Origin of the sequence: Campylobacter sp. RM19072 (assembly GCF_024723485.1) — a bacterium.
GTDB lineage: Bacteria > Campylobacterota > Campylobacteria > Campylobacterales > Campylobacteraceae > Campylobacter > Campylobacter porcelli.
In genome coordinates, this window is sequence record NZ_JANQCU010000007.1 from 15,114 (window position 1) to 28,825 (window position 13,712).

The window sequence follows — 13,712 nt, forward strand, 5'->3', positions numbered from 1 at the left end:
TTCCTTTATCTATCTAAAAGTTTATTGTAATACTTATTATAGTTACTAATTTTCGCCCCATCAAATTTCCAAAATACACTATCTATATCCTTTATTCTTGTATAAAATGGCACCTCATAGTAGCTTATCTCGCCAGTTTTGAAGCTTTGTAATATCTCAAAGCTACCACAATCAGCAAAGACAGCCTCCCCATCAAGTGCGATAAATATCAGCCCAGCCGCATTCAAAGCACACATTTTGCGAAAGTCAGCTCTACTTGGATTTGGCTTATACTCATAGCTTAGATATGCCGCTACAATATCTGGATGGATAAATGTGATGTGGTTAAAGGCTTTTGTTACTTGATCGTAAATTTCTTTATTTGGTGTGATGATTAAAGATCTATTATACATGTAATTTAGTATCACTTCATCACCAGCTTGAGGCAAAATATTAGGCAGGGGTAAGGCTGGTTGCTTAAGCTGGTCAAATACCTCAAATCTCAAATTCGCATAGCCATCTCTTTTTTGAGTTACTACAGCACGGGCTATTATGGTCTTGCTACCATCTTTTAGTTTGCGTGTTACAACTCCGCTTGAGCCAACTATAAAACTATCATTATCAACTATTGTGGCGTTGCCTTCATTTGTGTTTAGGATTAGATTATAGCTTGGTTGTAAGTCAAATTTAGCCCCAAAGCTAAAAGTGAAGATGGCAATTAGTAAAAGTGCGATTTTTTTCAATTATAACCCCTTGTGTGTTTAAATTTGCCTAATTATACTTAGTTTGGGTAAATGTTTGTAAAGTGTAAGTAATTTTGAGTTATAATTGTGTGATTAATCTTTTTATTAGGACTTTTGATGAAAAAATTTATCTTATCTATTTTAGCTTTTATGAATTTAAATGCAGTAAATGTGAGCGTTGAAGAGCTGATATGGCCTCAAGGTGATACATTTTTGACCTTTTTAGAAAGGCACAATATCCCATTATCCATATATTATAATCTCTCAGGCGAAGATAAAGAGCTAGCTAGTGAGCTTAGTGCTGGGACAAAATTTCAAATTTTAAGAGATATAAATGATGAGATTAGCCAAATTTTATTACCAATAAGCAATGAGATACAAATTCATATTTTTAAAGATATAAATAATCACTACTCTTTGGATTTTATCCCAATTGTATATGAGATTGAAGAGATGATTTTAAATGTGCAAATACAAGACTCCCCATATAAAGAGATTAAAAAAGCGACAAATGATGAGATTTTAGCTAATGCTTTTAATAAATCTTTTAATGGAAGTGTGAATTTTAAAACCTTGCAAAAAGGCGATAGACTAGCTATTATCTATGAGCGTAAAAAGCGTTTGGGTAAGTATATTGGAGAGCCAAATATTAAGGTTGCGATGGTGGAGACAAGGGGTAAGCAAAATTATATATATAAATTTAATGATGTATTTTATAATGTTGATGGCAAGGAGATTGAAAATTTCTTGCTTACTAGACCAGTGCCAAATGCAAGGATTAGCTCAAGATTTAATCCTAAGAGATTTCATCCAGTGTTAAAGCGATATAGGGCTCATCTTGGTGTTGATTATGCTGCGCCAAGAGGAACAAAAATATATGCTGCTGGAGATGGGGTGGTAAGCTTTGTTGGAAATAAGGGCGGATATGGCAAAACCGTAACTATAGATCACTCAAATGGATATATGACTTTATATGCTCATGTAAATGGCTACGCAAAGGGTATTAAAAAGGGCAAAAAAGTTAAAAAGGGTCAGCTAATTGCTTATGTAGGAAGCACAGGCTTAAGCACTGGTCCGCATTTGCATTTTGGTCTATATAAAAATGGCAACGCCATCAATCCAGAATCTGTAGTAAGAATAGCTAAATCCGAGCTAAAAAAAGAGCAAAAAATCGAATTTAATAAACTAAAAGAGAGTTTAGATAATCAAATTCAAGCTAGTTTTGAAAATCATATTAATAAAGCTCCACTTGAAGATATAGCAAATATAACCGAGATATAACAATGCCAAATAAAAATTTAGAAGAGGCTAAAGAGAAGCTTAAAAAGCATATTATAGATGAGAGTGAGCTAAGTGCTGCTGATATAGCAAGCCATCTAAAGATATTAAAAACTCACGATGAAGATGAGTATGCTAAATATCTAGAAAAGCTTGACGCTCACACGCTTGGCGAGGCGGCTATGGAGATGCCAGAGCATATGCTCCGTGATGTGATCGAAAATATCCCAAATGATAAGATAGCCGAAGCTATAGATGAGCTAGAAAGCGATGACGCAACTGATCTTATACAGACCATAGAAGAGATAGATGAAGAGAAGGCAAAAGAGCTATTTAGCTCACTTGAGATAGATAGCCAAAAAGAGATTAGTAAGCTTATAAATTATGAATATAACGAAGCTGGTGCGTATATGCAAACAGAGCTATTTAGCGCTAGGTTAGATGAGAGCTTAGGTAGTGCTATAGCTAGGTTTCGTATAATGAAGCAAGAAAATAAGATTGAAAATGTCTTTTCTTTATTTGTTGTGGATAATGAAGGGGTATTAAAGCATACAATTGCACTTGAGGATCTTATAACATATGATTTTAATCTAAATTTAAATCAAATTGTAGTTGAAGATGAGGAGAGATTTAAACCGCATTTTGCTATTGATAGTGATGATATTAAGGTTGTGGCTGATATTATTATGGATTATGATTTAAGTGCGATTGCGGTTACAAATAGAGCTGGAATTTTGCTTGGGCGGATTACTACTGATGATATTCACGACTTTTTAAAAGAGAGTGCTACTGAGCAGATTTACAATCTAGCTGGGGTTAATGATGAAGCTGAAGAGGAGGGGCTAGTCAAAACTGGTAGAGCTAGGGCTGCTTGGTTGTTTGTGAATTTGATTACGGCAATTTTAGGGGTTATAGTTATTGGATTTTTTGAAAAGTCTATTGAGAGTTTGGTCGCCTTAGCAGTTTTAATGCCAATAGTAGCTAGTATGGGTGGTAACGCTGGAAATCAAACGCTAGCCGTTACTGTAAGAAGACTTGCTCTTGGCGAGATTGGGATTGATGATTTTTGGACGGTGCTTAAAAAAGAGATTATAATGGCGGTCTTTAACTCTTTGATTTTTGCGATTTTTTTAGGGGTTTTAGTAGGACTTTGGTTTGATATGCCAATGCTTGGAGTGGTAATAGCAGTAGCGATGGTAGCAAATATCATTATGGCGGCATTTTTAGGCACATTTATCCCCCTTACTTTAAAGCGCATAGGACTTGACCCGGCTGTTGGTAGCACGGTGTTTTTAACTACTGCAACTGATATTATAGGATTTTTTGTATTTTTAGGACTAGCGACATGGATTTTACTATAAGTGATTTAAAAATCATACCATTAAAGGAGTCTAAATTTGTTAGACCATTTAGTATCTCATATACTCAAGATGGTAAGAAGAAGTGTTGGGATTGCGTTGAGGCACACGATAGCGTGAGTTGTCTGCTATATCATAGGGAGTTTGACTCATTTTTGTTTGTTAGGCAGTTTCGCCCATCTGTGTGGTACTATCAAGAGAAAAATCAAATTCAAACCAAAAACGGCCTTACATATGAGCTTTGTGCGGGGATTATGGATAAGGGGCTAGATACTAAAGCTACTATGATTGAAGAGATTATAGAAGAGACAGGATATAGCCTTAGTAATATAGAGCGAGTTACTAGTAGTTTTACCGCACTTGGATTTGGAGCGAACTCTCAAACTCTATTTTATGGCGAAATTGATGAGAGTATGAAAGTCTCAAGTGGCGGTGGGGTAGATGATGAGAAAATAGAGTTAGTATTTATAAAGCAAAACCAGATATTAAATTTCATCTATGATGAAAGCAAGGTAAAGGCACCAAATCTACAATTTTCCATACTTTGGTGGATGATGAATAAAAAGGCTAAATTTGATTAAAGCCATTTTGGGTTTTTTGTAAAGCTAACGCTAAGCCAAATTTTATAACTTGGGATATTTAATCCTTGCTCTATCTCATCTCTTATTTGATCCATCTCATCTATGCTTTGAATTTTAAATGACTCACCCATTAAGATATTTATCTCAATCATAAAAAATCTCCCACTCTTTGCTACATGCGTATCATAATCGCTAAAATTATACTTTTTTGATATATTTTGTAGTAGAGTGTCTATCTTATCATCCATATCCTTAGGTGCGACCATGGCTAAATCGGCTAAATTTTTTATAAATACCTTTAGTGGCATTATGGCTAAGATCATAGACAATACCACTAAAAGCGTAGGATCTAAATATCTAGCCCATATAGTTTGACTCTCCTTATCAAATAGCCAAACCGCCCCAAAAGCTAAAAATCCACCCATATAAAGCACGCTATCTATAAGCCACTCTAGGCTATCAACAGATATTAGTGGGGATTGTAAGATTTTAGCTTGATATGATGTAAAAAGCCAAATTCCAATAGATAAAATCATAGATAAAAATGAGTAAAGCATCGCTTGGTCAAATTTAACTTCATAGCCACCGGTTAAAATGCCTTCAATGCCGTTGATTATGGCATACACGCATAGTATTAGTAAAATCAAGCTTTTAAATAGATTTACCATAGGCTCAAATCGCATATATCCATATTGGAAAATATCATCATCTTCTTTATAGATAAATTTTGATGTAATTACGCTAAGTAAGATTAAAATAATAGACAAAAACGCCACCAAACCATCAAAAATAATCGCCTTTGAGCCAATGTATATCCCATACGAAATTCCAAAAATCGCTAACACCACCGCACAATATAGCGATATTTTTAGCGTAAATTGCTCTTTTTGGCTTTGCGTTAATGGCTGCTCTATGTTATTTCTAATTTTTTTATACTTATTTTGCGGTGGCTTTATCATATTTATGCATTCGTTATCTCTTCTAATTTTTCTTCGCTATGATGATGAGTAAATATCATCTCAACCACCTTAAGCATACCTTTTGTGATATTTTTCATTAGCGCCGTATCATTCATCAAAGATGTTGCCATTTTGTTGGTGATTTTTTTATTGATGATTAATACATCAAAGTTAAACTCACTATCATACTCTTGATATATTTTACGCAAATTTTTTATCTGATTTTCTAGCTCACTTGGGTCTTTGATATTTGCGATTTTATACATTATGCGAAGGCTTTGTAGCATTTCAACTCTTAGTTTATCATACTCCTCTTTAGCATATTGATTAGAGCTTGTGATATATTTATAGATATTTGGCTGGGCATTTTTCATATCTTTTAAGGTTTCAGCCATAATCAGTGCTGAGCGCCTAATATCCATAAATTTACTCAATTGTTCTGGCTTAGCATTAGCTCCAGCTAATATGGCGTAGTCGATAATCTGACTATATATCTCTTTAAATCTATTATTATATAGCTCATCATAGTCAATTTTAATCGCAGTTTGCCTTAGGGCGATTATATCTTTAGCGGGGGTATCGCTATTTTGTATATCGCTACTACTAATGCTAATGGCTTTTGCGATGATTGAGTTTGCGTTAGAATATAGGTGTAGCATCTCTTTATTTAAGACCTCTAAAGCACTATTTGGGAATTGTAATGAGTGCTCATCAAGATACTTAGCGCTATCGATTTTACTCCTTTTTTTGCTATCTTTCATAAATTTATTTAGTAGTTTTTCGATAAATGGTATTAATGGGTAGAATATGATTACGCCAACAGCATTAAAATATGATAAAAATACAGCAAGTCTAAGAGTATAATCATCTTTAGCAATACCAAAATAATCACTAGTAATATCGGTGATATACATAAATGGCGTGATTAAAATAATGCTTATTATCGCACACGATACATTAAATAATACATGAGCTACTGTTAGCTTCTTGCCTTCTATATTTGCATTTAATGAGCCAATTACAGCCATGACAGTTGAGCCTACATTTGAGCCGATGGCTATACCAACGGCATTTTCATATGTTATCTGTCCTACGCTTAGAGCGGCTATTGCTAGGGTTAAAGATGCGTGTGAGCTTTGAATTAGCACAGTAACTACAACCCCTACAAGCGTATATATAAGCAATCCTCCAATGCCAGACATAGCAAATTGTGATAGATCAATGCTATCTTTAATGTGGTCAAAGCCACCTTTCATATATGAAATTCCCAAAAATAAAAGCCCAATACTAAATAAAAAATACCCAAAGCCTTTTATCTTTTGAGTTTTATTAACCATACATAGCATACCAATTACGATAAGAGGCATTGAGTATGCAGCTATATCTACCTTAACCCCAAATCCAGCTAAAAACCAACCTGTGGTAATGGTGGCTAAATTTATCCCGTATATAATAGCAAGGCCTGAAGCTAAAGAGATTAGCCCAGCGCTTAAAAATGATATAGCAAGAACGCTTACAAGACCGCTTGATTGCATTATGGTGGTAGAAACAGAGCCAAATATAAAGCTTTGAAAATTTGTTTTAGTCATTTTTTTTAAAAATGTCTCCAAGCTTGCCATCATTGAAAAGCTCTTTTCAAGCACACTCATCGCATACAAAAATATACAAACCCCAAAAATAATAGTCAAAAAACTCTGGCTGATATACATCAAAATAGATATTAAAACTATAAAGCTAAAAAATAGAATATTTTTCATCAAAACCCTTTTGAATTTTTCTCCAATAATAAATGGCTTAAAAATATTACAAAAAATATTTGACTAAATAATCCAACAAATGGTATTAAGGTGATTATGTAAAATATCACTGAAGCGCTAAAAAATTTAACTCCACCGCCTTTTTGTAAATCAACTTCAAAGATTAATCTATCAGAGGTATTGCTAGCGACATCAATTAGCATAAGGCGATAAAATAGGTAGAAAAATGGCAAATTTAGTATAAAAAGATTGATTACTGGGATAAATAGAAGTGGGATACAAATTAGAAAAATTAGTATAAATTTGATAAATGTGATAAAGATTAAATTTAATACTCTAATGTTGCTTGGCTCTGGGGTTGTGTTGTAATTATAATATTTTTGATTTATAAATTTAACTATATATGGGGTTAAAAATCCTGTGATTACAGCAGCGATTGCGACGCTTAAGATGATGGCTAAGAATATGCTAATTACATAAAATGATGAGGTTATGATGAATTGAACTAAGCTTAGTGATATTAGCCACGCTATAAATCCATCTCCACTAGCATAGGTTTGGATTTGCGGCTTGGCAAAAGCGGCAAAAATATCATCGCCAAATAGCACAACTAAGCCAATTAAACTAGCCAAAGATACCGCAAGTGGCAAGATGGATAATAGGATAAATCTAAGGCTTAAAAAATCAGCAAATGAGCGTTTAATCACACTATTCATTGGATATTTTGATAGCTAATTTTAAGTTTAGAGTAAATTTCATCTACGCTACTTACTCCACTTTGTAATATCTCACTCATTACTATATTATCTTCTACTCCATTCCAAATTTTTTTGTATGTACCATCTTTGTAGCCGTGGTCTTGGCGAAATTTGTTTAATACATTTTTGCCTATATAGATATTAAATAATTTTTGTAAATTCACTCCGCATTTTAACGCAACTCTAAAATAATCCCTTAAAAGATCAAAGAAATTTATATTAAACCCACTACAACGATTTATGATAAGCTCAGTATCATTGATAATCTCATAAATGCTATACTTTTTAATATTATAAGGCTCTTTACAAAATTCATTAAATCCGCTTGTTGCTACTATATCATTAGCTAAATTTTCTATATCTCCAAGGGAGTTAATCTTATAATTTTCTAGTCCCAAACTCATAATAAAATGCCAAATATCCACAATCTCAATAGCGATATTATCGACATCTAATGGGGCATTTATCTCCTTCCAATGTTTCCAAGCAAAGCTATCAATTAGCTCAGCACACTCCATATATATACAACGCTTCCAGCTAATTAGTTTGCCATCTTTAGTGGTGCCTCTCTCCCAGCCAATGCCATTTGTATTATCATTTAGTTCTTGTTGAAGTTTTAACATCTCTTTTATTAAATTTCTATATATCATAGCTTTACCTTAAAATTTTTAAAATTAAAGATTATACAAAAATTTAGTTAATGATTAAATTTAGATAGCAAAATTTAGCTAATAAGCTTGCTTTTAAGCAAGCTTAAGCGTAGTAGTTTAGGCTATTTTGTGGTTTTATCATATTTTCAAATAGCTTATTGGTTTGTTCTAGCAAGGTTTTATTTATTTTATTATTTGTACTTTTATTCTCTTTTAGCATCTCATCAAACATATCTAAAAGCGATTTTTTTAGCTCTATTTTTGCATCATTACTGCTTAAATCTGGTAGATATTTTTTAAGCGAATTTGAGATATTTGCGATTGTCTCATCGCTAAATGGCTCATTTTCCTTAACTTGCTTCATAAACTCATCTATTTTTGGGCGAAGTTCTTCCATAGCCTTTGCTATCTCATCTCTATCTTGCTGGCTTAGGCCATTATCGCTATTTAGTTCAAATTTATATCCATAAGAGTGTTTAAGACTTAGGGTTTGTGATTGCGAATTTGTAGAGTTTTTATTTGAGTAGTTAAGCTCTTTATTATCATACATTGAAAGATTGATAGTATCGCCTGAGCTGGTTTTAAAAGAGTAGTTAAACGCATTATAAGAGGCGTTTGCGTAGTTGCTAGTTGTCATTATGATTTCCTTGAAAATTTATAACAAAATCGGCTAAAAGCGATTTATTTTAAGCCAAATTTGGCTAAAATCAAGCAAAAATAGTGCCAATATAAAAGATGAATGAGAAGATAGTTAAATTTATTAAAGACGAGCATATATTAACCCTTGGCGTGAATTCGCCAGATGGGGCGTATCTTTGTAGCTGTTTTTATGCTTTTATTGAGCCAAATTTGATTATTGTGGCTTTTGGAAGTGGTAGCTACCACCTAAGGGCTATACAAAGTGATAATAGGGTTTTTATAAATATTGCCTTACAAACAGATATAGTAGGGAAAATTCAAGGTCTTCAAGCCAAAGGAGTGATAAGTAAAAGCGATATTAAAGAGCATAAAAGTGCCTATATATCGAGGTTTGCTTATGCTAGGTTTATGAAGCTAAATTTATACACAATTAGGCTAAATTGGCTTAAATTTACAGATAATAGCCTAGGATTTGGTAAGAAAATTGAGTTAAATTTAGCCTAAAGCGTTGGCTATCTTTTTTATAAATTTATTTAATGATTTTTTGCTAATTGGCTTTACTATAAAGTCATATACCCCAAATTCCAACGCCTTTTGACGCTGAGAAATATCTGTGCTGATGACTATTATTGGAATATCTTGGAGATATTTGCGTTGTTTGAAATTGTTTAAAAACTCAAACCCATCAAGGCGTGGCATATATATATCTAGTAGTATCAAATTTATATCAAATCTACGCTCTAAAATCTCCATCGCCTCTAATCCATCTTTGGCTGTGGTTATGCTTGCTATATAGAGATTATTAGCCAAGATCATATCTAATAGCTTAAGAGTAATCTCATCATCATCGATTATAAGGACATTTAGCTTTATCATAGTAGCTCTTTTATCTGATTTTCTAGCTCAGATTTGCTGATATTTGTATTTAGTATCTTAGCAAATTGCGTTTTTATTTGTGTTGGAATTTTAATATTTGGCTCTATAAATAGCACCATTTTACTCATAAATTTATGTAATTCATAGCTAGTCTTTAGGATATTTAAGACCCTTTTAAAGTCAAATTGAGCTGCTCCATAATCAATTAAAATTAGCTTATAAGCTCTATTTTGTATGATCTCTTCAAGCTCATCTAAAGAATCAGTGCTATCTATGCTATGGCAGATCTTTGATAGGACGGCTTGGTAAATTCTATTTTCCATTTTACTCTTTTTTAATAGTAATATATCTCTTGTATCATCAAGGGCATTTAGTGGGTCTTTATTATCAATGCTAGATAAAATTTCGATAATTTGTGATTTAAAAAACGGCTTTTGCAAGTAGTAATCAAATAGCAAATTTGTCTTATTTATCTTATCTTTAGGGCTTGAAAGCATCACTATTATAGGTGTTCTTTCTATATCCTTTTCATCTTGCGTGTTGATAATATTTGTTGTAGCGATTATGGCGTTTTGCTTATTTAGGGCAATATCAGTAAAAATCGCATCATAGTGGTTAATCAAAGTAAGCTCATACAAGCTTTTGCCATCATAAACCACATCTACATTAGCACATATCTCCTCAAACATCTCTTTAATTTTTTTGCTTGTATCATTGGTGGCAATTAGAATTTTTAAATTATATTTTTGTGTGGATTTAAGGCTATTTAATAGTGCATTTATCAAAGAGATTAGGCTAGGGCTAAAGCCGTGATTAAGCTCTTGATACTCTATATTTTTTGGATTTTTATCGCCTTTAAATTTGCCAATAACTGGCGTGGCATTTGGCTCAACTGCTACGCCAAGGTATTTTAAATATAGGTTTATAATCTCTAAATTCTCCTCATCAATATCATTTTTATTAATCGATACTTTTGAGCCTTTAAATATATTAGCGTAGTTTTTATCATTATGTGGGCGGAGTTTTAGGGTTAAGTTTAGGCTAAATTCACTACCATTTTTTAGCTGACTTTGGACATTTATCTTGCTATTTAGCATCTTAGCATAGTGGTTGATTATACTTAGGCCAAGACCAGTTCCGCCATAAGTTCTTGATAAATTTTCATCTACATAGAAGCTATCAAATATCTTATTAATAGCATTTTGAGCGATCCCAATTCCATTATCTTTGACTATAAAATCAAAGCTAATATCGCTATTTGTAGATGAAATTTTCTTTGCATATATATTGATTTTGCCACCATTTGGCGTGAATTTGATGGCATTGTCAATTAAATTTATAGCTATTTGCCTTATCTTCTCTTCATCGCTAAATGCAGTTATCATAAGCTCTGGATCGATATAGTAAGTAAGGGATAGATTTTTAGCTATAAGCCTATCAAAATATGAGGTTATAATCTCATCAAATAGATTATAAAGCACAAATTCACTCTCATAAATTTCGCTCTCTCCAGCTTCGATCTTAGCCATATTTATGATATTGTTTATAGCTTTTAGTAGAGTTTGGCTGCTATGTTCGATTATATCAATTAGCTCTTTTTCATCCTTGCCTAGTGAGCGACTTTTTAAAAGATCTATAAAGCCCATTATGCCATTTAGCGGAGCTTTGATTTCGTGCGATATATTGGTTAAAAAGGCGGTTTTAGATCTACTATCGCTTTGGGCTATATCTTTTTGTGCGATAATCCTATCTAAGGCCTCATTGATGATTTTATGGCCATTTTCTAGCGAATTTTCTTGGGTGCCATCAGATAAATTTGCAGATGAGACTGATTTTATTTTTTTAATAATTTTTGATAGATTATTGATATTAGCTCTTATATAATTTTTAGTGTAATATGATGTTAAAATCAGCACAATGCTAATAAGCCAAACCACAAAAGCTATGATAGAATCAAATAAAATTTCTGTAGAGAAATTATCTATTTCAGATTTGATTTGAGATATTATCGCTTCTTGAATTTGATATGCGAATTTTAGCTCATCGCTGATTAGATCGTAATATTTCTGTCCTAGGTAGCCACTTGGTAAGCCATATTTTATAATCTCAATTGCAAAGGCGCTAAGATTATCAATAGCTTGTTTATACTCATTGCTTGTAAGTATTGATTCTATAGTATTTTTGGCTTGACTTGATGGTAGGTGGCTATAATCTAATTTATTATTTCTTATAAGCTCAAGCCATAAAAGAAGTTCTTGATCGCTAAGGGATCTATAATTGATAATATTAGCCACCAGATCTCTTTTAGCGCTTATGGCTATGGTGTTAGAGTATGATGAGGCAAAAGCAAGGATAAATATATTTATTCTATGCGATATATCATAATTTCTAAGCTTTAAAATATCATCTTTGATAAGTAGGTTAATATCTCTAAAATAGCTTGAAATTTCACTTTTATTAAAGTCTGAATTATCTAATTTATAGCGAATTTGAAAAAGCGTATTAAGCTTATTTAAAATCGGCTCTATGCTCTTTTGATTATAGTGTAGGGATTTGATATGCTCTATTGCGTGATCTGTGATTTGGCGATTTATATTTTTACTTGTTGTATCATTGATAATCATCTCTTTATCCAACTCTTTAGAGAGATTTACAAGATCTAGTGAGATGATAAATTTGGATTTTAGATCTTTTAAATCAGCATTAATATCATACTGTCTAACCAAATACCAGCTAGATAGAAAAAATATAATACACAAAGGTATTGTCGCTATTAAGCGTAAAATTCCAAGTAGGCCAAAGTGTAGTCTCATCACATCTCGCTTTTAATTATATTTTCGATATTTTCGATAAATTGCATATATTGGTAGAACTCATCATTGAGTATTTTTTCATCATTAGTAGATTGGATATTTATTAGAATTTGGCAAAATTCAGTTAATTTTAAGTTTGTAGCCATCGCGGCAAGCTCTTTGATAATATCACTAGCATCTATCAATAAAAGCTTCGCTTCATATAAGGCTTCATATCTCTCTTTGGCTATTTTAGTAAATTCTAAAACTCTAGTTTTAAACTCATTAGCATCCAATCTACTAATGTATAGTATATCCCATAGCCATCTAGTTTGGTCGCTAAAATATGATAGTCTATTGCCATCAAATAGTAGCTTGACGCTATAATAATGCTCATTTAAATCCTTTAAATTTACCACTTCAACGGCAATTTTAGCACTCATTATATCGCCATTATCAAGCTTGATTTGCATATCTTGGATATTGGACTGGGACTCAGATATTATGAGATCTATATAGTGTTTTTTGGTGTTATATAGGGGGCTAGTTTCTAAAAAATAGTCGCTCACATCATTACAACTTCTAAAAAAATCCTCAGGAGTTAAAAAGCCAAAAAGAGATAGCCCTTCGCTACTAATACCGATCATTTCATAGTTTTGATTATAAAGTATCATATTAAATTCCAAAATAAATTGCTTGATTTTAGCGTAATTTGCTTTAGATAGAATTTAAATATATCTAGCCAAGATGAAATTTATCAAATTAAAAGCCGTTTAAGTAAAATTTAGATAAAATCCAAAACTTAATTTTACCCAAAAGGAACATTTATGAAAAGAACTTATCAACCGCATAAAACACCTAGAAAACGCACTCACGGCTTCCGTGTTAGAATGAAAACTAAAAATGGTCGTAAAGTAATTAGCGCTAGAAGGGCAAAAGGTAGAGCAAGACTAGCTGCTTAAGAGTTAAATTGAAAATTAGCAAATTTGACTCTATTAGTGATAGTAAAGAGTTTAAAAGGGTCTATCAAAATGCCAAAAAGTGGCATTGCGATTTGGCAGTTGTCTATTTTTTAGAGTCAGATATGAGTAGATTTGCCGCAGTAGTAAGCAAAAAGATTGGAAAAGCAGTAGTAAGAAATAGAGTTAAAAGGGTTTTCCGTGCTGCATTTTTTGCGCTTAGTAATGAGTTAAAAAGCGGTATATATATCTTCATTGCAAAAAGCGGAGCAGATGAGGTGCCTTTTGATAAAATTTGTAAAAATTTTAGATGGGCGTTAAAGCGAATGGACTCCATAAGATAGCCTGTGCTATTTAGTTTAAGTAGCGAATTTAGCACTCTT

The 13,712-nt window shown here is 32.5% G+C and carries 15 protein-coding genes; 6 read left to right on the forward strand and 9 right to left on the reverse strand.

Going from position 1 to position 13,712, the window contains the following annotated elements; all coding sequences use genetic code 11:
• Positions 1-5: 5 nt before the first annotated feature.
• Entirely contained in the window at positions 6-722 is a 717-nt protein-coding gene (locus CSUIS19072_RS04790) for a plasminogen-binding N-terminal domain-containing protein (protein ID WP_086293085.1), read from the reverse strand.
• Positions 723-839: 117 nt separating this feature from the next.
• Between CSUIS19072_RS04790 and CSUIS19072_RS04795 the strand changes: the two genes are divergently transcribed.
• Genes CSUIS19072_RS04795 through CSUIS19072_RS04805 form a run of 3 tightly spaced genes read left to right on the forward strand, consistent with a single transcriptional unit; the run spans position 840 to position 3,939 of the window.
• A complete protein-coding gene (locus CSUIS19072_RS04795) occupies positions 840-2,003 on the forward strand; it encodes a peptidoglycan DD-metalloendopeptidase family protein (protein WP_236845300.1) in 1,164 nt (387 codons plus the stop codon).
• A gap of 2 nt (positions 2,004-2,005) precedes the next feature.
• Positions 2,006-3,361, forward strand: a complete 1,356-nt coding sequence (mgtE, locus tag CSUIS19072_RS04800) for a magnesium transporter (protein ID WP_086237612.1) — start codon at positions 2,006-2,008, stop codon at positions 3,359-3,361.
• Entirely contained in the window at positions 3,346-3,939 is a 594-nt protein-coding gene (locus CSUIS19072_RS04805) for an NUDIX hydrolase (RefSeq protein ID WP_086237613.1), read from the forward strand. Before mgtE ends, CSUIS19072_RS04805 begins: the two co-directional genes overlap by 16 nt.
• Here the strand turns inward: CSUIS19072_RS04805 and CSUIS19072_RS04810 are convergent.
• The 5 genes from CSUIS19072_RS04810 to CSUIS19072_RS04830 form a co-directional block, all read right to left on the reverse strand.
• Positions 3,936-4,898: a cation diffusion facilitator family transporter gene (locus CSUIS19072_RS04810; RefSeq protein ID WP_086237614.1), complete on the reverse strand. Its 963-nt coding sequence runs from the start codon at positions 4,896-4,898 to the stop codon at positions 3,936-3,938. The genes CSUIS19072_RS04805 and CSUIS19072_RS04810 overlap by 4 nt on opposite strands.
• Positions 4,899-4,900: 2 nt before the next feature.
• Positions 4,901-6,655 carry a Na/Pi cotransporter family protein gene (locus CSUIS19072_RS04815; protein WP_086237615.1) on the reverse strand — a complete coding sequence of 585 codons (1,755 nt, stop codon included), beginning with the start codon at positions 6,653-6,655 and terminating at the stop codon, positions 4,901-4,903.
• Positions 6,655-7,371: an EI24 domain-containing protein gene (locus CSUIS19072_RS04820; protein WP_086293083.1), complete on the reverse strand. Its 717-nt coding sequence runs from the start codon at positions 7,369-7,371 to the stop codon at positions 6,655-6,657. The genes CSUIS19072_RS04815 and CSUIS19072_RS04820 overlap by 1 nt, the downstream gene beginning before the upstream one ends.
• A complete protein-coding gene (dut, locus tag CSUIS19072_RS04825) occupies positions 7,368-8,063 on the reverse strand; it encodes a dUTPase (RefSeq protein ID WP_086237617.1) in 696 nt (231 codons plus the stop codon). The genes CSUIS19072_RS04820 and dut overlap by 4 nt, the downstream gene beginning before the upstream one ends.
• Before the next feature lie 103 nt (positions 8,064-8,166).
• Positions 8,167-8,700 carry an ATP/GTP-binding protein gene (locus tag CSUIS19072_RS04830; protein ID WP_086237618.1) on the reverse strand — a complete coding sequence of 178 codons (534 nt, stop codon included), beginning with the start codon at positions 8,698-8,700 and terminating at the stop codon, positions 8,167-8,169.
• A 98-nt stretch (positions 8,701-8,798) separates the two neighbouring features.
• Here CSUIS19072_RS04830 and CSUIS19072_RS04835 point away from each other — a divergent pair, with 98 nt between their 5' ends.
• Positions 8,799-9,206, forward strand: coding sequence for a hypothetical protein (locus CSUIS19072_RS04835; RefSeq protein WP_086237619.1), 408 nt, complete (start codon positions 8,799-8,801; stop codon positions 9,204-9,206).
• Here the strand turns inward: CSUIS19072_RS04835 and CSUIS19072_RS04840 are convergent.
• Genes CSUIS19072_RS04840 through CSUIS19072_RS04850 form a run of 3 tightly spaced genes read right to left on the reverse strand, consistent with a single transcriptional unit; the run spans position 9,198 to position 13,044 of the window.
• A complete protein-coding gene (locus CSUIS19072_RS04840; RefSeq protein ID WP_086293082.1) occupies positions 9,198-9,578 on the reverse strand; it encodes a response regulator in 381 nt (126 codons plus the stop codon). The two genes, CSUIS19072_RS04835 and CSUIS19072_RS04840, sit on opposite strands and share 9 nt — an antisense overlap.
• The gene (locus CSUIS19072_RS04845; protein ID WP_086293080.1) at positions 9,575-12,391 is read right to left on the reverse strand and encodes a hybrid sensor histidine kinase/response regulator; all 2,817 of its coding nucleotides are present in this window, start codon (positions 12,389-12,391) and stop codon (positions 9,575-9,577) included. Before CSUIS19072_RS04845 ends, CSUIS19072_RS04840 begins: the two co-directional genes overlap by 4 nt.
• Entirely contained in the window at positions 12,391-13,044 is a 654-nt protein-coding gene (locus CSUIS19072_RS04850; RefSeq protein WP_086237622.1) for a hypothetical protein, read from the reverse strand. The genes CSUIS19072_RS04845 and CSUIS19072_RS04850 overlap by 1 nt, the downstream gene beginning before the upstream one ends.
• Before the next feature lie 153 nt (positions 13,045-13,197).
• On the opposite strand from CSUIS19072_RS04850, the gene rpmH reads away from it, so the two are divergent.
• Together rpmH and rnpA are read left to right on the forward strand one after the other, a co-directional pair.
• The gene (rpmH, locus tag CSUIS19072_RS04855) at positions 13,198-13,332 is read left to right on the forward strand and encodes a 50S ribosomal protein L34 (protein WP_086237623.1); all 135 of its coding nucleotides are present in this window, start codon (positions 13,198-13,200) and stop codon (positions 13,330-13,332) included.
• An 8-nt stretch (positions 13,333-13,340) separates the two neighbouring features.
• On the forward strand, positions 13,341-13,673 hold the full coding sequence (rnpA, locus tag CSUIS19072_RS04860) for a ribonuclease P protein component (protein WP_180379396.1): 333 nt from the start codon (positions 13,341-13,343) through the stop codon (positions 13,671-13,673).
• Positions 13,674-13,712 lie beyond the last annotated feature (39 nt).

Bases quoted from the DNA above. Each gene is read 5' to 3' on its own strand.
- CSUIS19072_RS04835 (WP_086237619.1), top strand. From the start codon at position 8,799: ATGAATGAGAAGATAGTTAAATTTATTAAAGACGAGCATATATTAACC.
- CSUIS19072_RS04805 (WP_086237613.1), top strand. From the start codon at position 3,346: ATGGATTTTACTATAAGTGATTTAAAAATCATACCATTAAAGGAGTCT.
- CSUIS19072_RS04845 (WP_086293080.1), bottom strand. From the start codon at position 12,391: ATGAGACTACACTTTGGCCTACTTGGAATTTTACGCTTAATAGCGACA.
- rpmH (WP_086237623.1), top strand. From the start codon at position 13,198: ATGAAAAGAACTTATCAACCGCATAAAACACCTAGAAAACGCACTCAC.
- mgtE (WP_086237612.1), top strand. From the start codon at position 2,006: ATGCCAAATAAAAATTTAGAAGAGGCTAAAGAGAAGCTTAAAAAGCAT.
- CSUIS19072_RS04840 (WP_086293082.1), bottom strand. From the start codon at position 9,578: ATGATAAAGCTAAATGTCCTTATAATCGATGATGATGAGATTACTCTT.
- dut (WP_086237617.1), bottom strand. From the start codon at position 8,063: ATGATATATAGAAATTTAATAAAAGAGATGTTAAAACTTCAACAAGAA.
- CSUIS19072_RS04795 (WP_236845300.1), top strand. From the start codon at position 840: ATGAAAAAATTTATCTTATCTATTTTAGCTTTTATGAATTTAAATGCA.
- CSUIS19072_RS04820 (WP_086293083.1), bottom strand. From the start codon at position 7,371: ATGAATAGTGTGATTAAACGCTCATTTGCTGATTTTTTAAGCCTTAGA.
- CSUIS19072_RS04810 (WP_086237614.1), bottom strand. From the start codon at position 4,898: ATGATAAAGCCACCGCAAAATAAGTATAAAAAAATTAGAAATAACATA.
- CSUIS19072_RS04815 (WP_086237615.1), bottom strand. From the start codon at position 6,655: ATGAAAAATATTCTATTTTTTAGCTTTATAGTTTTAATATCTATTTTG.
- CSUIS19072_RS04850 (WP_086237622.1), bottom strand. From the start codon at position 13,044: ATGATACTTTATAATCAAAACTATGAAATGATCGGTATTAGTAGCGAA.
- CSUIS19072_RS04830 (WP_086237618.1), bottom strand. From the start codon at position 8,700: ATGACAACTAGCAACTACGCAAACGCCTCTTATAATGCGTTTAACTAC.